Annotated in this window: 22 protein-coding genes; 17 read left to right on the forward strand and 5 right to left on the reverse strand. The window is 61.4% G+C overall.

Going from position 1 to position 26,622, the window contains the following annotated elements; all coding sequences use genetic code 11:
• Window positions 1-80: 80 nt before the first annotated feature.
• On the forward strand, window positions 81-1,817 hold the full coding sequence (locus B0G76_RS06180; RefSeq protein WP_120290289.1) for an IS1634 family transposase: 1,737 nt from the start codon (window positions 81-83) through the stop codon (window positions 1,815-1,817).
• 611 nt (window positions 1,818-2,428) lie between these two features.
• Here the strand turns inward: B0G76_RS06180 and fixJ are convergent.
• Both fixJ and fixL read right to left on the reverse strand, forming a co-directional pair.
• On the reverse strand, window positions 2,429-3,073 hold the full coding sequence (gene fixJ / locus B0G76_RS06185) for an oxygen response regulator transcription factor FixJ (RefSeq protein WP_011488992.1): 645 nt from the start codon (window positions 3,071-3,073) through the stop codon (window positions 2,429-2,431).
• Entirely contained in the window at window positions 3,070-5,586 is a 2,517-nt protein-coding gene (gene fixL / locus B0G76_RS06190) for an oxygen sensor histidine kinase FixL (protein WP_120290926.1), read from the reverse strand. The genes fixJ and fixL overlap by 4 nt, the downstream gene beginning before the upstream one ends.
• Before the next feature lie 275 nt (window positions 5,587-5,861).
• Here fixL and aceE point away from each other — a divergent pair, with 275 nt between their 5' ends.
• The 4 genes from aceE to B0G76_RS42425 all read left to right on the forward strand — a co-directional run bounded on the left by aceE (window position 5,862) and on the right by B0G76_RS42425 (window position 12,660).
• The gene (gene aceE / locus B0G76_RS06195) at window positions 5,862-8,558 is read left to right on the forward strand and encodes a pyruvate dehydrogenase (acetyl-transferring), homodimeric type (RefSeq protein WP_120290928.1); all 2,697 of its coding nucleotides are present in this window, start codon (window positions 5,862-5,864) and stop codon (window positions 8,556-8,558) included.
• Window positions 8,559-8,644: 86 nt separating this feature from the next.
• Window positions 8,645-10,282, forward strand: coding sequence for a dihydrolipoyllysine-residue acetyltransferase (aceF, locus tag B0G76_RS06200; RefSeq protein WP_120290930.1), 1,638 nt, complete (start codon window positions 8,645-8,647; stop codon window positions 10,280-10,282).
• Window positions 10,283-10,562: 280 nt separating this feature from the next.
• Complete coding sequence (gene lpdA / locus B0G76_RS06210) at window positions 10,563-12,341, forward strand: dihydrolipoyl dehydrogenase (protein WP_120290934.1); 1,779 nt, start codon at window positions 10,563-10,565, stop codon at window positions 12,339-12,341.
• A 34-nt stretch (window positions 12,342-12,375) separates the two neighbouring features.
• A complete protein-coding gene (locus B0G76_RS42425; protein WP_147394009.1) occupies window positions 12,376-12,660 on the forward strand; it encodes a hypothetical protein in 285 nt (94 codons plus the stop codon).
• A gap of 34 nt (window positions 12,661-12,694) precedes the next feature.
• Here the strand turns inward: B0G76_RS42425 and B0G76_RS06215 are convergent, their stop codons facing one another.
• Window positions 12,695-13,267: a phasin family protein gene (locus tag B0G76_RS06215; protein WP_120290936.1), complete on the reverse strand. Its 573-nt coding sequence runs from the start codon at window positions 13,265-13,267 to the stop codon at window positions 12,695-12,697.
• Between the two features lie 790 nt (window positions 13,268-14,057).
• On the opposite strand from B0G76_RS06215, the gene pbpG reads away from it, so the two are divergent.
• Window positions 14,058-15,251 carry a D-alanyl-D-alanine endopeptidase gene (pbpG, locus tag B0G76_RS06220; RefSeq protein ID WP_120290938.1) on the forward strand — a complete coding sequence of 398 codons (1,194 nt, stop codon included), beginning with the start codon at window positions 14,058-14,060 and terminating at the stop codon, window positions 15,249-15,251.
• A gap of 103 nt (window positions 15,252-15,354) precedes the next feature.
• Here pbpG and B0G76_RS06225 read toward each other — a convergent pair whose 3' ends face one another.
• Window positions 15,355-16,161: an IclR family transcriptional regulator gene (locus B0G76_RS06225; RefSeq protein WP_120290940.1), complete on the reverse strand. Its 807-nt coding sequence runs from the start codon at window positions 16,159-16,161 to the stop codon at window positions 15,355-15,357.
• A gap of 180 nt (window positions 16,162-16,341) precedes the next feature.
• On the opposite strand from B0G76_RS06225, the gene B0G76_RS06230 reads away from it, so the two are divergent.
• Together B0G76_RS06230 and B0G76_RS06235 are read left to right on the forward strand one after the other, a co-directional pair.
• Complete coding sequence (locus B0G76_RS06230) at window positions 16,342-17,064, forward strand: (Fe-S)-binding protein (protein ID WP_120290942.1); 723 nt, start codon at window positions 16,342-16,344, stop codon at window positions 17,062-17,064.
• A 155-nt stretch (window positions 17,065-17,219) separates the two neighbouring features.
• Window positions 17,220-18,635, forward strand: a complete 1,416-nt coding sequence (locus B0G76_RS06235) for a lactate utilization protein B (RefSeq protein WP_120290944.1) — start codon at window positions 17,220-17,222, stop codon at window positions 18,633-18,635.
• A gap of 135 nt (window positions 18,636-18,770) precedes the next feature.
• Here B0G76_RS06235 and B0G76_RS06240 read toward each other — a convergent pair whose 3' ends face one another.
• On the reverse strand, window positions 18,771-19,322 hold the full coding sequence (locus B0G76_RS06240; protein ID WP_120290946.1) for a hypothetical protein: 552 nt from the start codon (window positions 19,320-19,322) through the stop codon (window positions 18,771-18,773).
• A 269-nt stretch (window positions 19,323-19,591) separates the two neighbouring features.
• On the opposite strand from B0G76_RS06240, the gene B0G76_RS06245 reads away from it, so the two are divergent.
• The 9 genes from B0G76_RS06245 to fdx all read left to right on the forward strand — a co-directional run bounded on the left by B0G76_RS06245 (window position 19,592) and on the right by fdx (window position 26,620).
• Window positions 19,592-19,831 (forward strand): hypothetical protein, encoded by a 240-nt coding sequence (locus tag B0G76_RS06245; protein WP_120290948.1) that lies wholly within the window; start codon window positions 19,592-19,594, stop codon window positions 19,829-19,831.
• Between the two features lie 134 nt (window positions 19,832-19,965).
• Window positions 19,966-20,463 (forward strand): low molecular weight protein-tyrosine-phosphatase, encoded by a 498-nt coding sequence (locus B0G76_RS06250; protein ID WP_120290950.1) that lies wholly within the window; start codon window positions 19,966-19,968, stop codon window positions 20,461-20,463.
• A 140-nt stretch (window positions 20,464-20,603) separates the two neighbouring features.
• The gene (gene iscR / locus B0G76_RS06255; RefSeq protein ID WP_028199491.1) at window positions 20,604-21,134 is read left to right on the forward strand and encodes a Fe-S cluster assembly transcriptional regulator IscR; all 531 of its coding nucleotides are present in this window, start codon (window positions 20,604-20,606) and stop codon (window positions 21,132-21,134) included.
• Between the two features lie 74 nt (window positions 21,135-21,208).
• On the forward strand, window positions 21,209-22,432 hold the full coding sequence (locus tag B0G76_RS06260; RefSeq protein ID WP_120290952.1) for an IscS subfamily cysteine desulfurase: 1,224 nt from the start codon (window positions 21,209-21,211) through the stop codon (window positions 22,430-22,432).
• Between the two features lie 64 nt (window positions 22,433-22,496).
• Window positions 22,497-22,913, forward strand: coding sequence for a Fe-S cluster assembly scaffold IscU (gene iscU, locus B0G76_RS06265; RefSeq protein ID WP_120290954.1), 417 nt, complete (start codon window positions 22,497-22,499; stop codon window positions 22,911-22,913).
• A 174-nt stretch (window positions 22,914-23,087) separates the two neighbouring features.
• Entirely contained in the window at window positions 23,088-23,411 is a 324-nt protein-coding gene (iscA, locus tag B0G76_RS06270; RefSeq protein ID WP_028199494.1) for an iron-sulfur cluster assembly protein IscA, read from the forward strand.
• 178 nt (window positions 23,412-23,589) lie between these two features.
• Window positions 23,590-24,117: a Fe-S protein assembly co-chaperone HscB gene (gene hscB / locus B0G76_RS06275; RefSeq protein ID WP_120290956.1), complete on the forward strand. Its 528-nt coding sequence runs from the start codon at window positions 23,590-23,592 to the stop codon at window positions 24,115-24,117.
• A gap of 140 nt (window positions 24,118-24,257) precedes the next feature.
• Complete coding sequence (gene hscA, locus B0G76_RS06280; protein WP_120290957.1) at window positions 24,258-26,129, forward strand: Fe-S protein assembly chaperone HscA; 1,872 nt, start codon at window positions 24,258-24,260, stop codon at window positions 26,127-26,129.
• Window positions 26,130-26,278: 149 nt separating this feature from the next.
• The gene (gene fdx / locus B0G76_RS06285) at window positions 26,279-26,620 is read left to right on the forward strand and encodes an ISC system 2Fe-2S type ferredoxin (protein ID WP_120290959.1); all 342 of its coding nucleotides are present in this window, start codon (window positions 26,279-26,281) and stop codon (window positions 26,618-26,620) included.
• Window positions 26,621-26,622 lie beyond the last annotated feature (2 nt).

A 26,622-nucleotide genomic window follows, 5' to 3' on the forward strand; every position in this document is an offset into this window, starting at 1 on the left:
TTCGAAGCCCTTCCTGTGGATTACAAAATGTAGTCACTAAAATTTCTTGAAATCTACGCAATATTACCTATATTTGTTCTATGGCAAGCAGGACTGGAACCGCTCACGTCGTCACCACAACGCGCACTTACAAGGGCACGGTGTACCGCACGCACCTGCTGCGACGTAGCTACCGCGAGGACGGCAAGGTCAAGAACGAGACGCTGGGCAACCTCTCGCATCTGCCCGAGCCGCTGATCGAGATCATTCGGCGCTCGCTGCAGGGCGAGACGTTCGTCCCGCTGGGCCAGGCGTTCGAAGTCACCGGCTCCCTCGCTCACGGCCATGTGCAGGCCGTTGAGTTGGCGATGCAGCGCCTGGACTTCGCGTCGCTGCTGGGCAGCAAGCCCTCACCTGAGCGCGAACGGGTGCTGGCGATGGTGGCCGCGCGCATCGTGGCGCCGCACACAAAGCTGGCCACCACGCGCTGGTGGCACACCACCACGCTGGCGACGGACTTCGGCGTGGCCGACGCGAACGAGGACGATCTGTACGCGGCGATGGACTGGCTGCTCGCGCGCCAGGACGCGATCCAGAAGAAGCTCGCCGCGCGGCATTTGAGCGCCGGCGGCCTGGTGCTGTACGACCTGAGTTCGAGCTACTTCGAGGGCACCACCTGCCCGCTGGCCCGGCTGGGCCACAACCGCGACGGCAAGAAGGGACTGCTGCAGGTCAATTACGGACTGCTCACCGATGCGCGGGGCTGCCCGGTAGCGGTGTCGGTGTATGAAGGCAACGTGGCCGACAGCAGCACCTTCCTGCCCGAGGTGCAGCGCCTGCGCGAGAGCTTCGGCGTCGGGCAGCTGGTGATGGTCGGCGATCGCGGCATGATCTCCAGCAAGGCCATCGACGAGCTGCGCGAGACGCAGGGCATCGACTGGATCACGGCCTTGAAGAGTGCATCGATCCGCGCACTGGTCGAGCAGGGCCAACTGCAGCTGGGGCTGTTCGATGAGCACAACCTCATGGAGATCGCCTCGCCGGAGTATCCCGGCGAGCGGCTGGTGGCGTGTCGCAATCCGCAGCTCGCGACGCTGCGAGCGCACAAGCGGCAGGACCTGCTCGCTGCTACCGAAAAGAACCTGCAGCAGATCAAGGAACGCGTGGAAGCGGGCAGACTCAAGGGCGCCGATGCGATTGGGCTGCGCGTGGGCAAGGTGGTCAACCAGTACAAGGTGGCCAAACACTTTGAACTGCAGATCAGCGACGGGAGCTTCTCGTTTACGCGCAAGCACGAGGCGATCGCCGCGGAGGCCGCGCTGGACGGCATCTACATCATCCGTACTTCGGTCGAGGCCACGCGCATGGAGGCGGCCGAGTGCGTGCGCAACTACAAGGCGCTGGCCAACGTCGAGCGGGCCTTCCGCAGCCTCAAGACGGTGGACCTGAAGGTGCGCCCAATCCACCATCGCACGGCTGCTCGGGTGCGCGCGCACATTCTGCTGTGCATGCTCGCCTACTACGTGGAATGGCACATGCTCGAAGCCTGGCGCGAACTGATGTTCGCCGACACCGACCTGGCGGCCAAGGCCACGCGCGACCCGGTGGCGCCGGCGCAGCGCTCGCAGCAGGCGCAGGAGAAGGTGGTGAGTCGCACCGTGGCGGATGGCTCGCCCGTCCACAGCTTCTCCACGCTGATGGCCGAGCTGGGCAGCATTGTGCGCAACACCTGCCGCACACCAGGAGCTGGCCCCGAGGCGCCGACGTTCGACATCATCACCACGCCCAATGTGACGCAGCGTCACGCACTCGATCTGATCAGACAGATCCACCCGTAGACAGAAACCGGATCCCCGAATTTATGCCGGTGCCTGTGGCACGGGGGCAAACTCGCCCGGCCAATACTGGAACTTCGGGTTAGACGCGCGAGATCGATGCGCAGCGCATGCTGCGTCGCTTCGGCGCGATGGAATGGAGAGGGAAGCGGGTAAAAACAAGGGGCGGCTCAGTTTCGCCTGAACCGTTCGATATGACAGATACCTCAGCAATGCGATCGATCCGCATGAATTGCTTTGCATCGCACGTCGGCGCCGCACATGACAACGGCAGCACACGTGTCCTGCGTTTATCGGGCATCAAGGATCCCTGCTGAGGAGGTCTGCGTAAATTAAGGGACGCAGCGAACCTTGTCAATCTTGTCAGGGGAAAGAAATTATTGCCGCGCGACGAAAACGCATGCTGAGTAATGCGTAATGATTAGCGGGAGTAAATGCGGCAGCAAATGCCGATGCAAATGCGGATGCAAACGTGCATGCGGATGCGTCGAGCCGTGCCGAGCGCGGTCGTTGCAAAGCGGGAGGAGAGGAGGATGGAAAACGGGCCGGACTTTTCGACAGTCCGGCCGTTGAAGCTCAGTCGCGACTCGCGGCGCGTGCCGCGGGCGTTACGTTTATTGCGCCGGTTGCGGCTTGTTCGACAACGCGAGGCGCAGCAGATCGGCGACCGTGTTGACGTTGAGCTTTTCCATGATGTTCGCGCGGTGCGCCTCAACCGTCTTGATGCTGATGCCGAGGTCGTCGGCGATCTGCTTGTTCAGGCGGCCGGCGATGATGCGCTCGAGCACCTGGTGCTCACGCGCGGTCAGTTTGCCCAGGCGTTCGGCGGCGGCGCGTTGCTGCTGCACGCTGGTGCTTTCGCTGCGCGCCTTGTCGAGCATGCGCTCGACCAGCTTGCGCAGTTCGGCTTCGTCGAACGGTTTCTCGATGAAGTCCATGGCGCCTTTTTTCATCGTCGACACGGCCATCGGCACGTCGCCGTGACCCGTCACGAAGATGATCGGCAGCGAGGCGTTGTCGGCGATCAGGCGTTCCTGCAACTCGAGCCCGCTCATGCCGGACATCCGCACATCGAGAATCAGGCAGGCGATCTGGCCCGGATGCGTATGCGGCTGCCACGCGTCGATGAACTGCTCGGCGCTGGAGAAGCATTGCACGCGGTAGCCGTTCGCCTCCAGTAGCCAGCGCAGCGAATCTCGCACGGCCTCGTCGTCGTCGACGACAAAGACAGTTTCCTGTGTGGTGACTGGGCTGTTCATAGCTCTCCCGTAACGGTTTGTGGTGTCGGCGCCTCTGACCCGCCGTTGCTCGGGCCGTCGGGCTCTCCAATAGGCAGACTGCAATGGAACGTGGCGCCTGTGATGTGGCCGTCAGATTCGACGTTGTTGACCACCCACAGACGGCCGCGGTGCGATTCGATAATCGAACGGCAAATGTTCAGCCCCATGCCCATACCGTCGGACTTGGTGCTGTAAAACGGTTCAAAGAGACGCTCGGCTGTCGCTTCATCGACACCCGGTCCCTGGTCGACCACGCTGATGCAGACAAATCCACTCTCCAGTCGCACGACCACGCGAATCACCGGGTCGACCGCATTCGGGCGCGCATCGTGCATGGCTTCGATGCCGTTCTTCAGCAGGTTCACCAACACCTGCTCGATCAGCACCGGGTCCACGTAGATCACCGGCAGTCGCGAGCGCAGATCGGTCACGATGCGAATCTTGCGCTTGCGCGCTTCGAGTTCGGCGAGGCCCACCGCGTCGGCGACGATATCGGCCACGCGTGTGGCCTGGCGTTTCGGCTCACTGCGTTTCACGAATTCGCGAATGCGCTTGATGATCATGCCGGCTCGCACCGCCTGTTGAGCGGTTTTCTCGAGTACGGGCAGAAGATTGTCAGGCGTCGTCCGACCGGATTTAACCAGTGCAACCGTTCCGGAGCAATAGTTATTGATCGCGGCGAGCGGCTGATTCAGTTCGTGCGCGAGCGACGAGGCCATCTCGCCCATCGTCATCAGGCGGCTGGTGAACTGCAGCTTCTCGTCCTGCTGGCGCGAGAGTTCCTGAGCCTGTTTGCGGGTGGTGATGTCGGTCGCGATCTGCATCTGCGCGAGGTGGCCGTCCACCCATTGAATGTACTGGCGGCGCACTTCGAACCATTTCTGGATGCTCTGGACGTAGATTTCCTGCGCGTCGGCCGTGCTTTCGGTCAACGCGGCGGCGGGCAGGCCGGCGTAGGTATCCACCATATCGATCGAATCGGACGATGCCTGGGCGCTGTCGAATCCGCCGCCCGCCAGTTCCAGATGACCGTCCGGGCGAATGCCGAACAGGTGGCGGTAGTAGCGGTTGGCGAACAGCAGTTCGGCTTCGTCGGCGGCCAGCACGGAGACGGCGGCGTCGAGGCTTTCGAGCACGGTCGTGAAGCGCTCGTGCGCGGCGGCGAGTTCTTCGCGCGCGCGCTTCGGTTCGGTGATGTCGGTCATCGACGACATCCAGCCGGTCTGGCGGCCCGAGCTGTCGATCAGCGGCGACACATAAAGACGCGCATGGAACAGCGAACCGTCCTTGCGGCGCACCCGCAATTCGAAGCCCGAAGAGGGCGCCTTGCCGCGCAGCGTCATGTCGAGCTGGCGTTGCATTTCAGGGTAGGCGTCGCGCGGCCAGTAAGCGAACGGCGCGTTCTTGCCGACCAGATCGCTTTCGTCCCAGCCGGTCATGCGACAAAAGGCCGGATTGACGTGAGTAATGCGGCCATGCATATCGAGCACGCGCATACCGATCAGCACCGAGTTTTCCATGGCGCGGCGGAAAAAGGCTTCGGCGTAGAGTGCCTGCTGCGCTTCGAAGCGTTGCCGCGTGTGTTTCCACAAGCTCCACAGACTCCACAGCACAAAGCACGAGAGGCCCGCCACCAGCCAGACCAGCGTGTTGTTGGTGAAGTTGGTCATCTGCGGGAACGCGTAGACGCGTACCGAGACGCCCTGGCCCGGCGGGTCGAGCGGCAGATCGTAGAACATGTCGCGCGGCAGGCGCGGACGGGTCGACGTGGTGGTCAACTCGCGGTTGTTCACGTCGATGATCGAGATTTTGTATTTGGCCGACAACTCGGGCGGAATGTCGTGCTTCAGGATGCCTTCCACCGAGAACACGGCGGCGATCGTGCCGAGGAAGTCACGGTCGCGGTAGACCGGCGTCTGCAACGTAATGTAGCCGTTGCCGAGGTCGTCGTAGATCAGCGGCGAGTACACCTGGCGGCGCGTATTGCGCGCCTCGTTGAAGGCGGCCTTGACGGCTTCGTCCATCTGCGCGTCATTCGGCTTGGCGAGGCGCTGGCCGAACACGGGAAGTGCGGTACTGGGCCAGCGCGGCTGCTGCAGGCTCGTGTACCAGTTCATGTAGAGGATCTCGGGATGCCCCTGCATGATGTCCGTGGTGGACACCTGGAATGAATGCGGATCGGCGTGGCCGGCGACGAGATCGCGGGCGAGGGCCTGAATCTGTTCCTGCGCGCCAGTCATGGACAGGCGGATTTGCTGCTGCGCCCACGCGACATTGCGGTAGAGCGTGTCTTCCTGCTGCTGCTGTTCGCGCCGGTTCAGGCTCCACAGAATCAGGCTCATGACGACCAGGAAAACCAGGATCGACAGCAGCGGCGTGAGCAAATAGGAGTTCGACCACCACGGTCCGTGGTGCCAGCGGGAGGACGGCGTCGAATCCGCCGGCGAACCAGCGGTGCGCGCCGAGCGAGCGAAAAGCCGTTCGGTCAACATGCGTGGCATTGTAGCGCAGCGAGTCGCTAGCAAATGGCGCAAAAAAGCGCTGAAAGAACCATTAATCGGCGCAAACTAGCCGGCGTATCCGTCGATCGGCAGTCAAATCAGGTTGCGCCGCAACAATTTTCCGCATTATGAGAATCGATCTCGTAATTCGAAAATTTTGTTGCGCGGACGTCGGGACCCCTTTTACAATCGGCCGAAGCTGCCGCGGTCGTGCTTCGTCCGCGTCGTCTGATCAAAGAGCGTTCCTCTAATTCCAGGAGACGAGCATGTCCGCTGTACCCGACGAAGTCATGAAATATGTCGCCGCTGAGAAAGACGACGATCCCCAGGAAACCGGCGAATGGCTGGAAGCGCTGGATGGCGTGATTTCTGCTGTGGGCCCCGATCGTGCTCACTACCTCATCGAAAAACAGATCGAATTCGCCCGTGTACACGGCGAACATCTGCCGTTCTCTGCAAACACCCCCTACATCAATACGATTCCTGTGTCGCGTCAGGCGCCGATTCCCGGCGACCAGGACCTCGAACACCGCATTCGCTCGTACACGCGCTGGAACGCCATTGCCATGGTGCTGCGCGCGGGCAAGGACACGAACGTCGGCGGTCACATTGCATCGTTCGCGTCGGCGGCCACGCTGTACGACGTCGGCTACAACCATTTCTGGCACGCACCGTCGGCTGAACATGGCGGCGACCTCGTGTTCGTGCAGGGCCATTCGTCGCCGGGTGTGTACTCGCGCGCGTTCCTGCTCGGCCGTCTGAGCGAAAACCAGCTCGACAACTTCCGTCAGGAAGTGGGCGGCGAGGGCATCTCGTCGTATCCGCACCCGTGGCTGATGCCGGACTTCTGGCAATTCCCGACCGTCTCGATGGGCCTCGGTCCGATCATGGCGATCTACCAGGCACGCTTCATGAAGTACATGCAGGCGCGCGGCATTGCGAAGACCGAAGGCCGCAAGGTCTGGGCTTTCCTCGGCGACGGCGAAACGGATGAACCGGAATCGCTCGGCGCAATCGGCATGGCCGGTCGCGAACGTCTCGACAACCTGGTGTTCGTGATCAACTGTAATCTGCAGCGCCTCGACGGTCCGGTGCGCGGTAACGGCAAGATCATTCAGGAACTCGAAAGCGAGTTCCGCGGCGCCGGCTGGAACGTCATCAAGGTCGTCTGGGGCAGCCGCTGGGATGCGCTGTTCCAACGCGACAAGTCGGGCGCGCTGATGCGCCGGATGATGGAAGTCGTCGACGGCGAATATCAGACGTACAAGTCGGAGTCGGGCGCGTTTGTTCGCGAACACTTCTTCAATACGCCTGAACTGAAGGCACTGGTCGCCGACTGGTCCGACGAAGACGTGTGGAATCTGAATCGCGGCGGCCACGATCCGCACAAGATCTATGCGGCGTTCACCGAAGCCACGAATGCCCAGGGCCAGCCGACCGTCATCCTCGCGAAGACGATCAAGGGCTACGGCATGGGCGAAGCCGGCCAGGCGATGAACATCACGCACCAGCAGAAGAAGCTGCACGTGGACCAGCTGAAGAAATTCCGCGACCAGTTCCGTCTGCCGATCTCGGACGAAGATCTCGTCAACGTGCCGTACCTCAAGTTCGAAGAAGGTTCGAAGGAACTCGAGTACATGCGCGCTCGCCGTCAGGACCTCGGCGGTTATCTGCCGGCGCGTCGCCAGAAGGCCGAGGCGCTGCCGGTGCCGGCGCTGGACGCGTTCGAGCCGCTGCTGAAGGGCACGGGCGAAGGCCGTGAAATCTCCACGACGATGGCGTTCGTGCGGATCCTGAACATCCTGCTGAAAGACAAGGCGCTCGGTAAGCGCATCGTGCCGATCGTGCCGGACGAGTCGCGTACCTTCGGTATGGAAGGCCTGTTCCGTCAGATCGGTATCTGGAATCAGGACGGCCAGAAGTATGTGCCGGAAGATTCCGACCAGCTGATGTTCTATCGCGAATCGGAATCCGGTCAGATCCTGCAGGAAGGGATCAACGAAGCCGGCGGGATGTGTGACTGGATCGCAGCCGCGACGTCGTACTCGACGCACGGCGAGATCATGATCCCGTTCTACATCTTCTACTCGATGTTCGGCTTCCAGCGTATCGGCGATCTGGCATGGGCGGCGGGCGATATGCGTTCGCGCGGCTTCCTGCTGGGCGGCACCGCGGGCCGCACGACGCTGAACGGCGAAGGTCTGCAACACGAAGACGGCCACTCGCTTCTGTGGGCGGCATCGGTGCCGAACTGCATCAGCTACGACCCGACGTTCGGTTACGAACTCGCGGTCATCATGCAGGACGGTCTGCGTCGCATGGTCGCCGACCAGGAAGACGTGTACTACTACATCACGGTGATGAACGAGAACTACGAGCACCCGGCGATTCCGCAGGGCGATGCTGTAGCCGCTGACATCATCAAGGGTATGTACTCGTTCAAGAAGGCCGAAGCCGACTCGAAGGCGCCGCGCGTTCAACTGATGGGCGCGGGTACGATCTTCAACGAAGTGATCGCCGCTGCTGATCTTCTGAAGAACGACTGGGGCGTCGCTGCCGACCTCTGGAGCGTGCCGAGCTTCACCGAACTCGCTCGCGAAGGTCATGAAGTGCAGCGCTGGAACCTGCTGCATCCGACGGAAGAGAAGAAGGTCTCGCACGTCGAGAAGCTGCTGAAGGACGCACAAGGTCCGGTCATCGCTTCGACCGACTATGTGCGCGCGCTGACCGAGCAGATCCGCGCGTTCGTGCCGCAGAAGTTCGTCGTGCTGGGCACGGATGGCTACGGCCGTTCGGACACGCGCGAAAAGCTGCGCCACTTCTTCGAAGTCGACCGCTTCTGGGTCACGGTTGCCGCGTTGAATGCACTGGCAGATGAAGGCACGATCGAACGCAAGGTCGTCGCCGAGGCGCTCAAGAAGTACAACCTTGCTCCCGCCAAACCCAACCCGATGACCGTCTAAGGCATCATTCCCCGTGTGCCACGGCGTGCGCGCCTGCCCCTGATCGCCAGGGGCGGGTGGCGTGCGCGGCCCAGGAGACACTAACAATGAGTCAAGCGATCGAAGTCAAGGTGCCGGACATCGGCGATTACAAGGACATTCCTGTGATCGAGGTGCTGGTGAAGGCGGGTGATACCGTCGAGAAAGAGCAATCGCTCGTTACGCTGGAATCCGACAAGGCGACCATGGACGTGCCGAGCTCGGCCGCCGGCGTCGTCAAGGAAGTGAAGGTCAAGGTGGGCGACAACGTGTCGGAAGGCTCGCTGATCGTCGTGCTGGATGGGGCGGGCGCTGCCGCTCCGGCTCCTGCACCCGCTGCGGCCCCGGCGGCGGTACCCGCTGCTGCGCCGGCGCCTGCCGCCGCCGGTGGTGGTCTGCAAGAAGTCAAAGTGCCGGATATCGGCGACTACAAAGACATTCCCGTGATCGAAGTCGCGGTGAAGGTCGGCGATCGCGTCGAGAAAGAGCAGTCGCTCGTGACGCTCGAATCCGATAAGGCGACCATGGACGTGCCGAGCTCGGCCGCCGGTGTCGTCAAGGAAGTGAAGGTCAAGGTCGGCGATAACGTGTCGGAAGGCTCGGTCATCGTCGTGCTGGAAGCGGATGGTGCGGCTGCATCGGCCGCGGCTCCCGCAACTGCGGCAAGGCAGGACGTGCTCGAGAAGCCATCGGACGCGCCTGTTGCCCCGTCGCCCGCGCCGGCTTCGCCGTCTGCGCTGGCACAAGCGCCGCTGATTCCGGCTGGCGAAGGCGGTGCTCGTCATGCGAGCCATGCTTCGCCGTCCGTGCGCAAGTTCGCGCGTGAACTCGGTGTCGACGTGGTGCAAGTGCAAGGCACGGGTCCGAAGGGCCGTATTACGCAAGCAGACGTGACCGCGTTTATCAAGGGTGTGATGACGGGCCAGCGCGCTGCACCGGCAGGTGCCGCACCGGCCGCCGCGGGTGGCGGCGAGTTGAATCTGCTGCCGTGGCCGAAGGTCGACTTCACCAAGTTCGGCCCGATCGATCCGAAGCCGTTGTCGCGTATCAAGAAGATCTCGGGTGCGAACCTGCATCGCAACTGGGTCATGATTCCGCACGTCACGAACAACGACGAAGCGGACATCACCGATCTCGAAGCGCTGCGCGTGCAGTTGAACAAGGAAAACGAAAAGGCCGGAGTGAAGATCACGATGCTGGCGTTCGTGATCAAGGCGGTGGTTTCCGCGCTGAAGCAGTTCCCGACGTTCAATGCCAGCCTCGATGGCGACAACCTGGTGTTCAAGCAGTACTTCCATATCGGCTTTGCCGCCGATACGCCGAATGGCCTGGTCGTTCCGGTGATTCGCGATGCGGACAAGAAGGGTTTGATCGATATCGCGAAGGAAATGGCCGAGCTGTCGAAGGCTGCGCGTGATGGCAAGCTGAAGCCGGATCAGATGCAGGGTGGATGCTTCTCGATTTCTTCGCTGGGTGGGATTGGCGGGACTAACTTCACGCCGATTATCAATGCGCCTGAAGTCGCCATTCTTGGGCTGTCGCGTGGCGCGATGAAGCCGGTTTGGGATGGTAAGCAGTTTGTGCCGCGTCTGACTCTGCCGCTGTCGTTGTCGTATGACCATCGGGTGATTGATGGGGCTGCGGCGGCGCGGTTCAATGCGTATCTGGGTGCGATTCTTGCCGATTTTCGGCGTGTGATTCTTTGATCGGCTGATTTGGTTTTTGCCGCGGGCGCGTGGATGTCTTGTTGTTTGGTTATTCGCGCTCCTCGCTGAACTTGCTTTCTTATCGGTTTGCTAGCGTCGCCCCTGTGCGGGGCGGCACCTCTTTTCTTTGTCTTCCAAAGAAAAGTAGGCAAAAGAAAGGCGCGTCCTTGGGCGGACAGCAAAGGATGTTTCTGTCCGACACGTTGCTAGCTTTTAAGCCGATTCTGGAGCCTTGTTTGCGGCACTTCCTCATCAACGATCAATAAGAGAAGGGGACACTATGAGTCTCGTCGAAGTAAAAGTGCCGGATATCGGTGACTTCAAGGACGTCGATGTCATCGAAGTCAATATCAAACCGGGCGATGTCATCGAGAACGAACAGGCGTTGATGACGCTCGAGTCCGATAAGGCATCCATCGAAGTGCCGAGCGATATCGCCGGCACGGTCAAGGAAGTACGCGTCAAAGCCGGTGACAAAGTCTCGCAAGGCACGGTCATCGCGCTCGTGGAATCGTCGGCAGGCGCGACGCCCGCTAAAGATGCGCCGAAGGCCGCGGCTAAAGAACCTGAGAAGGCGCCGGCGCCAGCCGCTGCCGCACCGAAAGCGGCTGCGCCCGCTCCGCAAGCCGGTAGCTTCTCCGGTAACGCGGATATCGAGTGCGACATGCTCGTGCTCGGTTCGGGCCCCGGCGGCTACTCGGCTGCGTTCCGCTCGGCCGACCTCGGCATGAAGACGGTGCTCGTCGAACGTTATGCAACGCTCGGCGGCGTCTGTCTGAATGTCGGCTGTATCCCGTCGAAAGCGCTGCTGCACACGGCCCTCGTCATCGACGAAGCCGAAGCACTCGGCTCGCACGGCATCACGTTCGGCAAGCCGCAAATCGATCTCGACAAGCTGCGCGACTTCAAGTCAGGCGTCGTCAAGAAGCTCACCGGCGGTCTCGCCGGCATGGCCAAGATGCGCAAGGTCGAAGTCGTGACGGGCACCGGCTCGTTCGTCGATCCGTATCACATGGAAGTGCAGACCGAAAGCGGCAAGAAGGTCGTCAAGTTCAAGCAGTCAATCATCGCCGCGGGCTCGGAAGCGGTGAAGCTGCCGTTCATTCCGGAAGATCCGCGTGTGCTCGATTCGACCGGCGCGCTCGAACTGCGCCAGATCCCGCAACGCATGCTGGTGATCGGCGGCGGCATCATCGGCCTGGAAATGGCGACGGTCTACGCTACGCTCGGCGCACAGATCGATGTGGTCGAAATGCTCGACGGTCTGATGGCCGGCGCGGATCGCGATCTGGTCAAGGTCTGGGAGAAGTACAACAGCAAGCGTTTTGCCAACGTCATGCTGAAGACCAAAACCACCGCGGCAGAAGCGAAAGACGACGGCATCTACGTGTCGTTCGAAGGCGAAAAGGCCCCGGCCGAAGCGCAACGCTATGACCTCGTGCTGGTCGCTGTCGGCCGTTCGCCGAATGGCAAGAAAATCGGCGCGGACAAGGCCGGCGTCGCAGTAACGGATCGCGGCTTCATCGACGTCGACAAGCAGATGCGCACCAACGTGCCGCATATCTTCGCGATCGGCGATATCGTCGGTCAGCCGATGCTCGCGCACAAAGCCGTGCATGAAGCTCACGTTGCCGCCGAAGTGGCGCATGGCGAAAAGGCATACTTCGATGCGTTGCAGATTCCGTCGGTGGCCTACACCGATCCGGAAGTGGCGTGGGCCGGCAAGACGGAAGACCAGCTGAAAGCCGAAGGCATCAAGTACGGCAAGGCAGTGTTCCCTTGGGCCGCTTCGGGCCGCGCAATCGCCAATGGCCGCGACGAAGGTTTCACCAAGCTGCTGTTCGACGAAGAAACGCATCGCGTGATCGGCGGCGGTATCGTCGGTCTGAACGCCGGCGACCTGATCAGCGAAGTCTGTCTCGCAGTCGAAATGGGTGCGGACGCGACGGATATCGGTAAGACGATTCACCCGCATCCGACGCTCGGCGAATCGATCGGGATGGCCGCCGAGTTGTACGAAGGCGTCTGCACCGACTTGCCGCCGCAGAAAAAGAAGTAATGCCGCCGTGTCCGCCTGCATGCAGGCGGACACGATGGATGCAGAGGCAAAAAAACGGCGCGCCCCGCAAAGGGCACGCCGTTTTTCTTTTGCAGCAAGCAATCAGCGTCAAGACCCGTTTATCGTGCCGCAACGCATGAAACTCGCGCCGTGCAGTTCAGGCAGCAGGAAAAAAAATCCCGGCCTTTCGCCGGGCAAACGATACGTTATTCAACGTATCGGAGCGTTCGGCCAGATAAAACCGTGTGAGCGGCAACGGCACGACGCTGTTGCTTGCGATAACGCCGGCCCAGCCGTGAGGCGAGCCGGCGTAATGTGACGCCTGAGGTGAGGCCTGAAGCGATGCCTGAAACTTAGACTGCCTTCTTTGCCGAGCGCGATGCTTGTGCAGCGGCTTGCGAAGCTGCCTTCGATGCGGCCGTTGCGGCTGCATTGAAGTTGCTTTCGGCGATTTCGACAGCTTGCTTCGTTGCCTTGTGGACCGTTTCGTACGTGGTGTTGGCGGCGGTGATAGCCGACTTCATCACGGCGACAGCAGTTTCCGAACCGGCCGGAGCATTCTTCGCAACGTTTTCGACGAGCGCCTGGACCTTGCGGTTTTGCTCTTCGAATTGCGCTTCCGCCACGCGGGTGAATTCACCTTGCGTTGCCGAAACGATTTCATACACGTGACGGCCGTACGACAGCGCCTTTTCAGCCACCGGCTGTGCAAGGCTTGCTTGCAGTGCCAGCAGTTCCTGCGCGTCCTTCACCGACAGGGCGCGCTGGGCGTTTTCCTGGCTTTCCGCGAGCGTTGATTTCACGACTTGCAGGTTCAGTTCAACCAGCTTTTCGACGCCTTCAAATGCTTTGGTCGTCAGGCCGAACAACGTTTCAAAGTTGGCTTTCTGGGCTGCAGCGAATTGCTCAGGGGTCAGCAGAGTCATGGTTTACGCTCCTGGATCGCGGTCTGTCTGTGCGGACCGCATTGGGTTGGTGGCGAGACGCTCTCAGATCGTCTCCCCGGACCGCGATGTTTTGTGCATCGCAGCAATGGTTCCCATTTTAGGATGGCTACAAAGATTGTCAAGTGCTTTTTGTGCATCGCACAATGTTAACAAATTGCTGATAAAACAATACGTTATGCGGTAGGCATGACATTCGGATGACGCGGGTTAATTTGTCTTTCGCACTGTGCTGGTGCAGAAGAAATCTGCATTTGTTACCGATTTCGCGAGAAATTTTGACGCGTGAGATGGCGCTGCAGCGAGAGAGCAACGTTGACGATTGACAAAAAATCCATCAACTGGCCCATATCGATGTAAACCAGAAAGTGTCACGGAACGTTAATGCTCTATGCCGGTCGAATGCGCGTTGGCGGTCTGCAGCAGATGTTTAACACCCTGCGGCGAGATCCCTGCGACGTTCCGGCATGCCGGCGCGGTGCGCTGGCAAGGCTTTACATGCCCGTGCTCTAACCGTATTTCCCCTGATCAAGGTTGTCTCGAAATTGCCGTTATGCTGAAAGAATCCCCTCGATTCCGGCATGTGACGGCAAAGGCGAGGCGTAGCGCGTTGGCGATCGTTTTTTTCGATCGAAACGCGGCACTTATTTGTGTTTTTGCGATCGGAGCTTACAAGCCGGTTTAAGGAGCGCGTATAAGTGCTTCAAATTGCTAATTTTTCGTTGTTTTACTACACTTGCGGAAACCTCCTGCCGCTCCCTACCGAACACCCATGAAAACCGACATGTTTTCGTCGCTAAAAGTGATCCACGGCGCGGCCCGCAGCACCGCTCTGTCGGTGGCCGCCTCCATGGTCATCGCAGCGGCGTTCGCCACGCCTGTCAGCGCTTTTGCCGCCACGCCCGCAGATGCGTCCGCCCCGACTGCAAAAACCACCAAACACGCGAAAGCGAAGAAGCCCGCAGCGGCCACCGCCGACAAAGTGTCGAGCAAGAAGGCCGCCAAAGGCGCAGCGGTAAAGACCGTTGCGGCCGCGGGTGACGACGCGCCGCGCGCGAGCGTCAAGCGCAAGCGCGTGACGTACTCGTCGAACGGCCGTCACCATTCAGTGGTGCGCCGCGTCGCGTACGAACCGCGTCAGCCTACCGTTGGCCAGGCGTTCGGTCTGCACGACACGCCGGACGCGCTGATGCTGCGTTCGAGCGTTGCCTACGTGATCGACCAGAACACGGGCGAATCGCTGTTCGACAAGAATTCGCGCGCCGTGGTGCCTATCGCGTCGATCACCAAGCTGATGACCGCAATGGTGGTGCTCGATTCGAAAGAGCCGATGACCGACCAGATCGAAGTCACCGACGAAGACCGCGACTACGAGAAGAACACCGGCTCGCGTCTGTCGGTAGGTTCGGTACTCTCGCGTGAAGACATGCTGCACATCGCGCTGATGGCCTCGGAAAACCGCGCGGCCGCAGCGCTGTCGCGTTATTTCCCGGGCGGCCGTCCGGCGTTCCTCGCGGCGATGAACGCGAAGGCCAAGCAACTTGGCATGACCGACACGCACTTTGAAAACCCCACGGGTTTGACGAGCCAGAACGTGTCGAGCGCACGTGACCTGGTGAAGATGGTCAACGCCGCGTATCAGTATCCGGTGATCCGCAAGTTCTCGACCGATCACAGCTACGAGGTGTACACCGGCAAGCGTTCGCTCGCGTACAACAGCACGAATGCCCTGGTGCGTAACCCGACGTGGGATATCGGTCTGCAAAAGACGGGTTTCATCAACGAAGCGGGCGAGTGCCTCGTGATGCAGGCGACCATTCACGGCCGTCCGATGATCATGGTGTTGCTCGACTCGTCGGGTAAGTACTCGCGGTTTGCGGACGCAACGCGTCTGCGCACGTGGCTCGATAATGGTGGCGATCAACCGCGCATTACCAGTGCGGATGCCAGCGGTCCGGGCACCTGAAGTCGCTTTGGCATGCACTGGCGGCCGGTTTTCGGACCGGCCAGAAAAAAGCCTCGCAGATGCGAGGCTTTTTTATTGAGCCGGGGGAGGGGCAACCGCCAGCTTACGCGTGGTGGTGATGCGTATGCTCCTGCGGTGTCTGCGGGCGATAACCGAGCGACTCGGAAATCAGCAGCGCCGTCTGGCTGAGCTGACCCAGCCACGAGTCCTGCAAGCGATCCGCCGGGGCGGACAGCGACAGACCTGCAACCAGCTTGCCGGTGTCGTCGTAAATTCCCGCGGCGATGCAGCGCACGCCCAGCTCCAGTTCTTCGTTATCGCGCGCGCACGCCTGTTGGCGCACATGTGACAGCTCGCGTTCGAGTTTGGTCAGATCGGTGATGCTGTTCTGCGTATGACCGGACAGGCCGGTGCGCGTGGCATAGGCCCGCACGCGGGTCGATTCGTCCGCGGCAAGGAAGAGCTTGCCTACCGAGGTCAGATGCAGCGGCGCGCGCCCGCCAATCGCCCGCACCACCTGCATGCCGGAGCGCTCGGAGTAGGCGCGCTCTATATAGACAATCTCGTCGCCCTGACGCACCGACAGGTTCACTGTCTGCCCGGTTTGACGGTGCAGTTCGCGCATCGGCGTGAGCGCCGCGTCGCGTACCGAGAGCCGCGCCTTCACCAGATTGCCCAGTTCGAGCAGGCGCATACCGAGACGGTATGTGCCGGGATCCGATCGGTCGACCAGCCGGCACATCACCATGTCGTTCAGGATGCGGTGCGCGGTGGACGGATGCAGCTCCGTGCGGATGGCGAGTTCTTTCAGGCTGACCGGGTCGCTATGCGCAGCGAGTGCATCGAGCAGGCGCATCATGCGTTCGATCACCTGGATCGACGTTTTGGGATCCGGGTTCGTATCGCTCATGGGAGGAATCGGTTGGCGCGTCAAACAGCGGAAATTGATTGTATCCCGTATGGTGAAAAGATGGGAGGCGGTTGGAAGCGCAATTCCAATTTAACGTGACATTCGTCCTATGCCTTCCGGCCGTTGGTATTGTGCGGCAAACAGCGGATAATCAGGGACGTTTTCCCGAAGGAGGGGCTCATGCGAGTCGGATTGTTCGTCACCTGCCTGATCGATCTGATGCGTCCGGAGATCGGATTTTCGGTAATCAAGCTGATCGAAGGCGCCGGTTTCGAGGTGATGGTGCCGCCCGCGCAAACCTGTTGCGGGCAACCCGCGTACAACTCGGGCGAGCGGCGCATTGCGCGCGACCTGGCCGAGAAAACCTTGCGCGAATTCGAACAGTTCGACTACGTCGTGGTGCCGTCGGGTTCCTGCGGCGGCATGATCCGTGCGCATTACGGCGACCTGTTTGCGGACGACCCGGAGCTGATGAACCGCTTCGGCCGGTTGCGGGCCAAAGTGTTCGAACTGACCGATTTCCTCGTCAATGTGGCCAAGGTGCAATTGCAACCGGGCGAGTTCGCGGGTCAGGTGACTTATCACGATTCCTGTTCAGGGCTGCGCGAACTGGGCGTCAAGGCGCAGCCGCGCGCCTTGCTGTCGCAGGTGCGCGTGGCGGTGACCGAAATGAAGGATTGCGAGCACTGCTGCGGCTTTGGCGGCACCTTCGCGCTCAAGTACGGCGACATTTCAACGGCGATTGTCGATGAGAAATGCGCGAATATCGCCGCGAGCGGCGCCGGCACGGTGGTGCTCGGCGACCTCGGCTGCATGCTCAATATCGAAGGCCGCTTGCGGCGCACCGGCGATACCACCACCCGCGTGCTGCACATCGCCCAGGTGCTGGCCGGCGATGCGTAAATCATCGCGACGCTTAAACCGGCGCGTTTGATCCGGCGCACTCCGTTTCGCGCACTTCATTCGCACTTCATTTGCATCTAGCTTGTGCACTTCCGCCGCGCAATTCACTCGCGCGTTTCGCATGTGCATCTCACTCGAATACGCTCAAGGCCGCCATGCAAGTCCAATCGATGCATTTCAAGGCCCGTGCGGGCCAGAAACTCGCCGACCAGCGTCTGCAGCAGAACCTCACCAAGCTGTCGACGAAGTTCGTGTCGGCCCGTGCCGCGGCCATTACCGCGATCGATTTTCCCGCCACCCGCGCGGCGCTCAAGGAGAGCCGCAATCGCGCGCTGGAAAATCTTGATGTCTGGCTCGAGACCTTCGAACGTGAAGCGACCCGGCGCGGCGTGACGGTCCTGTTTGCCGAGACGACGCAGGAGGCCGCACGCCTCGTCGGCGATATCGCGCGCCGGCATGACGTGAAGAAGGTGATCAAGACCAAGTCGATGGTCACTGAAGAAATGCGCCTGAATGAAGTGCTTGGGCAGATGGGCGTGCAATCGATCGAAACCGATCTGGGCGAATACATTCTGCAGATCAATGACAATGAGCCGCCCAGTCACATCATCGCGCCGGTCATCCACAAAGATAAGGACGAGATTGCCGATCTCTTCGCGAAAACGCACGGCCGGCCGCGTCTGACCGAGATCACGGACATGACCCGCGAAGCGCGCGAGATGCTGCGCCCGCACTTCATGGCCGCGGATATGGGCGTGACCGGCGGCAACTTCGTGGTGGCGGAAACGGGTTCGGTTGCGCTGGTCACGAACGAGGGCAACGAAGGTATGTGCACGGTGATGCCGCGCGTGCATGTGGCTGTGACCGGTATTGAGAAAGTGCTGCCTACGCTGGAGGATCTGGCGACGGCAATGCGCTTGTTGCCGCGTTCGGCGACCGGCCAGGCGGCGTCGAACTATTTTTCCGTGCTGACCGGGCCGCGCGGCGCGGGCGATCAGGACGGTCCCGAGCATATGTATGTGGTGCTCGTTGACGGCGGCCGTACGGGGCTGATCGGCGGCGACTTCCAGGACATGCTGCGCTGTATCCGTTGCGGCGCTTGCATGAACCATTGCCCAGTATATCAGAAGGTGGGCGGTCACGCCTACGGCTGGGTTTATCCGGGGCCGATGGGGTCGGTGCTGACGCCGAGCTACGTTGGGATAGACAAAGCGCTGGATCTGCCGCAGGCGGCGACGTTGTGTGGCGAGTGCGACAGCGTCTGTCCCGTGGGCATTCCCTTATCCGGTCTGCTGCGCAAGCTGCGCGAGAAGCAGGTCGAGCGGCGCTTGCGGCCTTGGCGGGAGCGGGTAGGGTTCGCGGTGTGGGGTTTCCTCGCGCTGCACCCGGATGCTTATGCGCTTTTCACCAAGCTGGCGGTTCGTGTGCTGGAACTCATGGGTGGGCGAAATCGTTCGATTGCCAGGCTGCCGTTGGGCGGCGCCGGCTGGACCAATACGCGCGATATGCCCGCGCCGGTTGGCCGTACGTTCAGAGAGCTGCACGCCGCGCAACGCACCCATATTGGGTGAGGGAGTGGCTCGGTCGTTGTAGATTGCGGAGCCGGTGATGTGCCTCGTGCGTCGGATTCGCCAGATGCCCAGATGTGCGAAGTGCGCGAAGTGTAGAAGCGAGACCGCCTCTACACCGCGCCCTTTATTGCCGGATCAATGGTCGGACATCCCCGGCTGACGGCTGTAACTCCCTCTGGCCTGCGCATTGCCTCCGTTGCCGCGCCCACCGCCATTGCCCGCCTGTTGCGGTGGAGGGGGCGGCGGGCTGCCGGCCCCCGGTCGTGGCGCATTAGACCCGCTCGGTCCCCTCGGCCCGCCAACCGCACCTTGAGGCGGCGGTCCTCCGTGCTGGCCACCGCCGTCCGGCTGACCATGCCACCCGCCGTTATCTCCACGGTTTCCGTTGTTTCCATAGTTGCCGTTATTCGGCCGTCCCCGATCCGGATAACCCGGGTAGCCCCGATACCCCGGCCCGTAATAGCGGCCCGGCCCGTCGTAGTAACCCGGGTAATTGCTGTAACCCATGTAGACGTTGGTTTGCGGCACAACCGGTACGCCAGTGGCGTAGCCGTCGTAGCCGTCATAGCCGCTGTAACCGCCGCCATAGCCGTTGCCGGCCACCGGCGTGCCGTCCGGATAGACCGCGCAGCCGCCTAGCAATGCAGCAGCAGCTGTCAGAACAGCAAGAGGAGCAATACGTTTCATTTGGACGACCAGTGCGAATATTTCATGTCTGTAAGACAGCTATTATCGCCAACCGTCGCGCCGGTTTTGTATGTGTTTGTAAGGTTTTCTTTTTCATGCCACGACGCATGTCAAGGTCGCGAGCGGTAACGCGATCAATGGACTGTTCCATCCTGAGCAACGCTGTATCTCGCGTCTGTGGGTTTTTCCCGATTGTGAATTGCTATAGGATTTCGAGTGGGCATAGTGCGTCACGAACTCACGAGCCCCTAATCGGAAGAAACGACATCATGAAAAAGATAATATCGGTGTACTGGCCCTTTGCCATCGTTGTGCCGCTTGCTGCGGCAGGCTATCTGCACATTTGCGGCGACGCCGCTTTGCGTTCCTCGCAAGCCCCGCTCGCTGCTGATCAATTGACCGCGGAATTGGCGCGTGCCGTCTCGTACGGCATGGTCGACAACGCTGCGACGTTGCCGGCCAAACCCATGCGTGCTGTGACGGCCATGCCGTTGGCGCAAGCGTCTTAAGCGCGGCGTCCGTACTCGCATGCGGACGCCGGCAGAAGCGCGCAGTGTCCGGCGCGATTTGATGCAGCTTTGTATAATCGCGCCACCGTTTACTAACTGTCGATCCGTGGGCGTCTAGCGTCCGGAAGCCTCTGATGAAAACCGTGTCCATCTGCTTTGTCTGCCTGGGGAACATCTGCCGTTCGCCAACCGCGGAAGGGGTGATGCGCCGTCTGGTCGGCGAGGCGAAGCTTGCGGAGCGCATTCTGGTGGATTCGGCCGGCACCGGCGACTGGCACATCGGCCAGCCGCCCGACGACCGCGCGCAACGGGCAGCCGGCCGGCGGGGGTATGAGCTTGCCGGCTTGCGTGGACGTCAGATCGCGGCAGCCGATTTCGAGCGCTTCGACCTGCTGATCGCGATGGACGACAAAAACGTGGCCGCACTGCGCCAGGTTTGTCCGGGGGCGCAGCGTGACAAAATCCGCCTGCTGATGGAGTTCGTCCCCGATGCGGATGGCCGCTGGGGTGGCGCCCATGAAGTCGTCGACCCCTATTTCGGCGGCGCCGAAGGGTTCGAGCAGGTGCTGGACCAATGCGAAGCCGCTTGCGGTGGGCTGATCGCAGCGTTGCGCCCCCAATTGGTTGCATGAGTCGGGTGGCCATCGACGAATGTCGGCGGCCTTATCCGGTAATTAAGCAAATGACCCAAATCGCGATAGGGATACTTGACTAATTCACTCATGTATTTATACTTGACCAAACTTGTCGAGAATTGCGGTTCCCACACCATATGAGACTCACCACGAAAGGCCGTTTCGCCGTCACGGCGATGATTGACCTGGCATTGCGCCAGGAGCAGGGCCCGGTGACGCTTGCGGGTATCAGCCAGCGCCAACATATCTCCCTGTCCTACCTCGAGCAGCTGTTTGGCAAGCTGCGTCGACACGAAATCGTCGAGTCCGTGCGCGGACCGGGCGGCGGCTACAATCTGGCCCGCCGCGCTGAAGACGTGACCGTCGCCGACATCATCATCGCTGTCGACGAGCCGCTCGACGCCACCCAATGCGGCGGCAAAGGCTCGTGCGAGGGCACCAAACAGCACGACGGCCACTGCATGACGCACGAATTGTGGTCGACGCTGAACCAGAAAATGGTCGAGTACCTGGATTCGGTCTCCCTCAAAGATCTGGTCGATCAGCAGCGATCGCGCGAAGGTGCGCCGGCGGTATTGCGCGACCGGCGCAACGAGGCGCCGGCGGTCGAACCCGCCCGCGTCGTGCCGAAAGGGCCCAATTCAGTTTTCAACATGGCCGGTTCCTAGGCGCGGCAATCTGAACGCACCGCAGCCTGATCAGGAATCCAGAAGCCAGAGCAATGACGTCCCCGGAGCAATTGATGAACAACGACACTCTCCACCTGCCCATTTACATGGACTACAGCGCGACGACACCGATCGATCCGCGTGTGGTGGACAAGATGATTCCGTACTTGCGTGAGCAGTTCGGCAACCCCGCATCGCGCAGCCACAAATATGGCTGGGACGCGGAGCGTGCGGTCGAGGAAGCGCGCGAGAACGTCGCCGCGCTGGTGAATGCCGATCCGCGCGAAATCATCTGGACCTCGGGCGCAACGGAGTCGGACAACCTCGCGATCAAGGGTGCCGCGCACTTCTACAAGAGCAAGGGTAAGCACGTCATCACGGTGAAGACCGAGCACAAGGCTGTGCTCGACACCTGCCGCGAACTCGAACGCGAAGGCTTCGAAGTCACGTATCTGGATGTGAAGGACGACGGTCTGATCGACCTCGAGAAGTTCAAGGCCGCGCTGCGCCCGGATACGATTCTGGTCTCGGTCATGTCGGTGAACAACGAGATCGGCGTGATCCAGGACATCGAGGCGATTGGCGAGATCACCCGTGAAAAGGGCATCATTTTTCACGTCGACGCCGCACAAGCCACGGGCAAGATCGAGATCGATCTGCAAAAGCTGAAGGTCGACCTGATGTCGTTCTCGGCGCACAAGACGTACGGCCCGAAGGGTATCGGCGCGTTGTACGTGCGCCGCAAGCCGCGTATTCGTATCGAAGCGCAGATGCACGGCGGCGGTCACGAGCGCGGCATGCGCTCGGGCACGCTGGCCACGCACCAGATCGTCGGTATGGGCGAAGCGTTCCGTATCGCGCGTGAAGAAATGGCGACGGAAAACGAACGTATCCGCATGCTGCGCGACCGTTTGCTGCGCGGCCTGCAGGACATGGAAGAAACGTATGTGAACGGCGACATGGAAAAGCGTGTGCCGCACAACCTGAACATCAGCTTCAATTTCGTCGAAGGCGAATCGCTGATCATGGCGGTGAAAGATGTGGCGGTGTCGTCGGGCTCGGCTTGCACGTCGGCTTCGCTGGAACCGTCATATGTGCTGCGCGCACTCGGCCGTAACGACGAATTGGCCCATAGCTCGATCCGCTTTACGGTGGGCCGCTTCACGACCGAGCAGGATGTCGATTACGTGATCAACCTGCTGAAGACCAAGATTTCGAAGCTGCGCGACTTGTCGCCGCTGTGGGAAATGCACAAGGACGGGATCGATATTTCGACGATCCAGTGGGCAGCGCACTGACGCGCCAGTTTGGACGACGTCGAATTCATCGAATTGCAGGTTGAAACGAAACTAGGAGTTAATCATGTCTTACAGCGCAAAGGTTCTGGACCACTATGAAAACCCGCGCAACGTCGGTTCCTTCGCGAAGGACGACGATGCAGTCGGCACCGGCATGGTCGGCGCACCGGCATGCGGCGACGTGATGAAGCTGCAGATCCGCGTGGGCGCGGACGGCATCATCGAAGACGCAAAGTTCAAGACGTATGGCTGCGGTTCGGCGATTGCGTCGAGCTCGCTCGTCACCGAATGGGTGAAGGGCAAGACGCTCGATCAGGCAATGTCGATCAAGAACACGCAGATCGCCGAAGAACTGGCGCTGCCGCCGGTGAAGATCCACTGCTCGATCCTCGCGGAAGACGCGATCAAGGCAGCGGTCGCCGATTACAAGCAACGTCACGGTGAAGCGGCTGTCGTCGAAGGCGACAAGCAACACGCGTAAGCGGCAGTCGTAAGTGCGATTGAGTGCTCGTTTGAGTGCTCATCCAGGTGAGTCGAAGCGGGCGATGCAAGTAGAAAAGCACAGTCCGGCATGAGCGATATTTGATGCAGGCAGGGTAGCAGCGCGTCAGTAGGCATAGGAATGCCGAACGCGCGCGGCGCAATGAGAAACGCTATGGCAATTACGTTGACCGAAAAGGCAGCACAGCACGTCCAGAAGTATCTGACTCGCCGCGGCAAGGGTGTCGGGCTGCGCGTGGGTGTGCGCACCACGGGGTGCTCGGGTTTGGCCTACAAGCTCGAGTACGTGGATGAGCTCGCGCCCGAAGACGAAGTGTTCGACTGCAACGGCGTGAAGATCATTGTCGACCCGAAGAGCCTCGCCTATATCGACGGCACCGAACTCGACTTCGCACGCGAAGGGTTGAACGAAGGCTTCAAGTTCAACAACCCGAACGTGAAGGATGAGTGCGGTTGCGGCGAATCGTTCCGCGTGTAGATCGGCTCACTCCGCGTGCAGCGGATCAAAGGCGGCGCGGGCCGCCTTTTTAGTTTCATCCGCGCATCGGGTTCGGTGTCCAGCATGCCGAGCTTGCCGTTGAACCTCCGTGGCGCTTTCGATCCGCGTTTTTAGCCTGCACTCCGGTGCGCTTTCCTGAACGGACTCCTTTTATCCGATGGTCTCGCTGAACGACAGCCACTTCGACCTGTTCGATCTGCCGGCGCAATTCGCGCTCGACGCAGCGGTACTCGATCACGCCTACCGCACGGTGCAGGCACAAGTGCATCCGGACCGCTTCGCGGCGGCCGGCGACGCGCAAAAGCGCGTAGCGATGCAATGGGCGACGCGCACCAACGAGGCGTATCAGACGCTGCGCGATCCGTTGAAGCGCGCGACCTATCTGCTGCATCTGCGCGGCATCGACGTCGGCGCGCACAACAACACGGCGATGGAGCCGGCGTTTCTGATGCAGCAGATGGAGTGGCGCGAAGGCATTGAAGACGCGGCCGCGGCAAAGAACGTCGACGCGCTCAACGCCTTGCTGACCGAACTGCGCGACGAAGAGCGCATGCGCTTTAACAAGCTCGGCGCACTGCTCGACAGCGGCGCGAATCAGGCGGCGGGCGAGGCGGTGCGGCAGTTGATGTTCATCGAGCGGGTGGCGTCGGAAATCGGCACGCAGATCGAGCGGCTCGAGAACTAGCCCGCCGGCAGTCAGGCGCGCGGCGACGCCACGCACAAGCACGCACGAGTACGTAAGAATACGCAGCGATAGCAGCCGTAGCACTATATCCAGCAACGCGAAAATTCAGGACGGAGCCCTGCGGCTCCGAGAAGATCCAGATGGCCCTACTGCAAATCTCCGAACCCGGCATGGCGCCGGCGCCCCATCAACGGCGTCTGGCGGTCGGTATCGATCTTGGTACGACCAATTCCCTCATCGCCGCCGTGCGCAGCGGCGTGCCCGACGTGCTGCCCGACGAAGATGGCCATGTGCTGCTGCCGTCGGTGGTGCGATACCTGGAAAAAGGCGGCCGCCGTATCGGCCGCACGGCCAAGGCTGAAGCCGCTACCGATCCGCGCAACACGATCGTCTCGGTCAAGCGCTTCATGGGCCGCGGCAAGGCGGAAGTGGAAGGCGCCGAAAATGCGCCGTACGATTTCATCGACGCACCTGGCATGGTGCAGATCCGTACCGTCGACGGCGTGAAGAGCCCGGTCGAAGTGTCGGCGGAAATTCTTGCGACGCTGCGCCAGCGCGCCGAAGACACGCTTGGCGACGAGCTGGTCGGCGCGGTCATTACCGTGCCCGCATATTTCGACGAAGCGCAGCGCCAGGCGACCAAAGACGCCGCGCGTCTGGCCGGACTGAACGTGCTGCGTCTCCTGAACGAGCCGACCGCGGCCGCGATCGCCTACGGCCTCGATAACGGCTCCGAAGGTCTTTTCGCGGTCTACGACCTCGGCGGCGGCACCTTCGATCTGTCGATCCTGAAGCTCACCAAGGGTGTGTTCGAAGTGCTCGCGGCAGGCGGCGATTCCGCGCTGGGCGGCGACGATTTCGACCATGCCCTGTATCGCCACGTACTGGAGCAGGCGGGCATCGCGCCGCACACGCTCGCACCGGAAGACGTCCGCCTGCTGCTCGACAGCGTACGCGTGACCAAGGAGGCGTTGTCCGATGCGCCGAATGCGAAGGTGCAGGCAAAGCTCTCGAACGGCACCCAGATCGATCTGACGGTCGACGAGGCCACTTTCGAAGCCATCACTCAGGCGCTGGTTCAACGCACGCTCGGACCGACCAAGAAAGCGCTGCGCGACGCCAAAGTGGCGACCAAGGAGATCAAGGGTGTGGTGCTGGTGGGCGGCGCGACGCGCATGCCGGTGATTCGCCGCGCGGTCGAGTCGTTCTTTGACCAGCCGCCGCTGATCAATCTGGACCCGGATCAGGTCGTCGCGCTTGGCGCTGCGATCCAGGCCGATCTGCTCGCGGGCAATCGTGGTGCCGACGGCGACGACTGGCTGCTGCTCGACGTGATTCCGCTGTCGCTCGGCGTCGAAACGATGGGCGGATTGACCGAAAAGATCATCCCGCGCAATTCGACGATTCCGGTCGCCCGTGCGCAGGATTTCACGACCTTCAAGGACGGCCAGACGGCGATGGCGATCCACGTCGTGCAAGGCGAGCGCGAACTCGTCAACGATTGCCGTTCGCTCGCGCGTTTCGAGTTGCGCGGCATTCCGCCGATGGCGGCTGGCGCGGCGCGGATTCGCGTCACGTATCAGGTCGATGCGGACGGTTTGCTGTCCGTGTTCGCGCGTGAACAGGGCTCGGGCGTGGAAGCGTCGGTGGTGGTCAAGCCCTCCTACGGTCTCGCCGACGACGACATCGCCAGGATGCTCGAAGAGAGTTTTTCGACCGCCGAAGTCGACATGCGCGCGCGTGCGCTACGTGAAGCGCAAGTGGAAGCGCGCCGTCTCGTGGAAGCGACCGACGCGGCGCTCGCCGCCGACGCCGAATTGCTCGACGACAGCGAACGCGCCGAACTCGACACGCTGCTCACCGCGTTGCGCAACATTGCTGAAAGCGACGATGCCGATGCAATCGAAGCGGCGACCAAAACGCTCGCCGAAGGCACCGACGAATTCGCCGCCCGCCGCATGAACAAGGGCATTCGCCGCGCGCTGGCCGGCCGTAAGCTCGACGAGATCTGAGCGTCTTGCGGCATGGGCGGCGTGGCCGCGCCATGCGCGCCACCCGGCAATGAACCGCGCCGTGCAGACTTAAAAAGTCCGCGCGGCGCCAGTAAAATGGTACGGAGCCTGTTTGCGGCCGCCGTGCCGCAGACCCAAACGGAAAATGTATGCCTCAAATCGTTGTGCTGCCTCACGTCGAACTGTGCCCGGATGGCGCGGTGATCGATGCCGTGCCCGGCAAGAGCATCTGCGACAGCCTGCTCGAACACGGCATTGAAATTGAGCACGCGTGCGAGAAGTCCTGCGCGTGCACGACCTGCCACGTGATCGTGCGTGAGGGTTTCGCCGCCTTGACGCCGTCTGAGGAAGACGAGGACGATCTGCTGGACAAGGCGTGGGGGCTCGAGCCGGCTTCACGTCTGTCGTGCCAGGCGATGGTGCCGGCCGAGCAGGATCTGGTCGTCGAAATCCCGCGCTACTCGATTAATCACGCGAAGGAAAATCACTAACT

Origin of the sequence: Paraburkholderia sp. BL23I1N1 (assembly GCF_003610295.1) — a bacterium.
Taxonomy (GTDB): Bacteria; Pseudomonadota; Gammaproteobacteria; order Burkholderiales; family Burkholderiaceae; genus Paraburkholderia.

What these genes read in the sequence shown, in the direction of transcription:
- B0G76_RS06180 (WP_120290289.1), top strand. Translation starts at nt 81, where the DNA reads ATGGCAAGCAGGACTGGAACCGCTCACGTCGTCACCACAACGCGCACT.
- fixJ (WP_011488992.1), bottom strand. Translation starts at nt 3,073, where the DNA reads ATGAACAGCCCAGTCACCACACAGGAAACTGTCTTTGTCGTCGACGAC.
- fixL (WP_120290926.1), bottom strand. Translation starts at nt 5,586, where the DNA reads ATGTTGACCGAACGGCTTTTCGCTCGCTCGGCGCGCACCGCTGGTTCG.
- aceE (WP_120290928.1), top strand. Translation starts at nt 5,862, where the DNA reads ATGTCCGCTGTACCCGACGAAGTCATGAAATATGTCGCCGCTGAGAAA.
- aceF (WP_120290930.1), top strand. Translation starts at nt 8,645, where the DNA reads ATGAGTCAAGCGATCGAAGTCAAGGTGCCGGACATCGGCGATTACAAG.
- lpdA (WP_120290934.1), top strand. Translation starts at nt 10,563, where the DNA reads ATGAGTCTCGTCGAAGTAAAAGTGCCGGATATCGGTGACTTCAAGGAC.
- B0G76_RS42425 (WP_147394009.1), top strand. Translation starts at nt 12,376, where the DNA reads ATGGATGCAGAGGCAAAAAAACGGCGCGCCCCGCAAAGGGCACGCCGT.
- B0G76_RS06215 (WP_120290936.1), bottom strand. Translation starts at nt 13,267, where the DNA reads ATGACTCTGCTGACCCCTGAGCAATTCGCTGCAGCCCAGAAAGCCAAC.
- pbpG (WP_120290938.1), top strand. Translation starts at nt 14,058, where the DNA reads ATGAAAACCGACATGTTTTCGTCGCTAAAAGTGATCCACGGCGCGGCC.
- B0G76_RS06225 (WP_120290940.1), bottom strand. Translation starts at nt 16,161, where the DNA reads ATGAGCGATACGAACCCGGATCCCAAAACGTCGATCCAGGTGATCGAA.
- B0G76_RS06230 (WP_120290942.1), top strand. Translation starts at nt 16,342, where the DNA reads ATGCGAGTCGGATTGTTCGTCACCTGCCTGATCGATCTGATGCGTCCG.
- B0G76_RS06235 (WP_120290944.1), top strand. Translation starts at nt 17,220, where the DNA reads ATGCAAGTCCAATCGATGCATTTCAAGGCCCGTGCGGGCCAGAAACTC.
- B0G76_RS06240 (WP_120290946.1), bottom strand. Translation starts at nt 19,322, where the DNA reads ATGAAACGTATTGCTCCTCTTGCTGTTCTGACAGCTGCTGCTGCATTG.
- B0G76_RS06245 (WP_120290948.1), top strand. Translation starts at nt 19,592, where the DNA reads ATGAAAAAGATAATATCGGTGTACTGGCCCTTTGCCATCGTTGTGCCG.
- B0G76_RS06250 (WP_120290950.1), top strand. Translation starts at nt 19,966, where the DNA reads ATGAAAACCGTGTCCATCTGCTTTGTCTGCCTGGGGAACATCTGCCGT.
- iscR (WP_028199491.1), top strand. Translation starts at nt 20,604, where the DNA reads ATGAGACTCACCACGAAAGGCCGTTTCGCCGTCACGGCGATGATTGAC.
- B0G76_RS06260 (WP_120290952.1), top strand. Translation starts at nt 21,209, where the DNA reads ATGAACAACGACACTCTCCACCTGCCCATTTACATGGACTACAGCGCG.
- iscU (WP_120290954.1), top strand. Translation starts at nt 22,497, where the DNA reads ATGTCTTACAGCGCAAAGGTTCTGGACCACTATGAAAACCCGCGCAAC.
- iscA (WP_028199494.1), top strand. Translation starts at nt 23,088, where the DNA reads ATGGCAATTACGTTGACCGAAAAGGCAGCACAGCACGTCCAGAAGTAT.
- hscB (WP_120290956.1), top strand. Translation starts at nt 23,590, where the DNA reads ATGGTCTCGCTGAACGACAGCCACTTCGACCTGTTCGATCTGCCGGCG.
- hscA (WP_120290957.1), top strand. Translation starts at nt 24,258, where the DNA reads ATGGCCCTACTGCAAATCTCCGAACCCGGCATGGCGCCGGCGCCCCAT.
- fdx (WP_120290959.1), top strand. Translation starts at nt 26,279, where the DNA reads ATGCCTCAAATCGTTGTGCTGCCTCACGTCGAACTGTGCCCGGATGGC.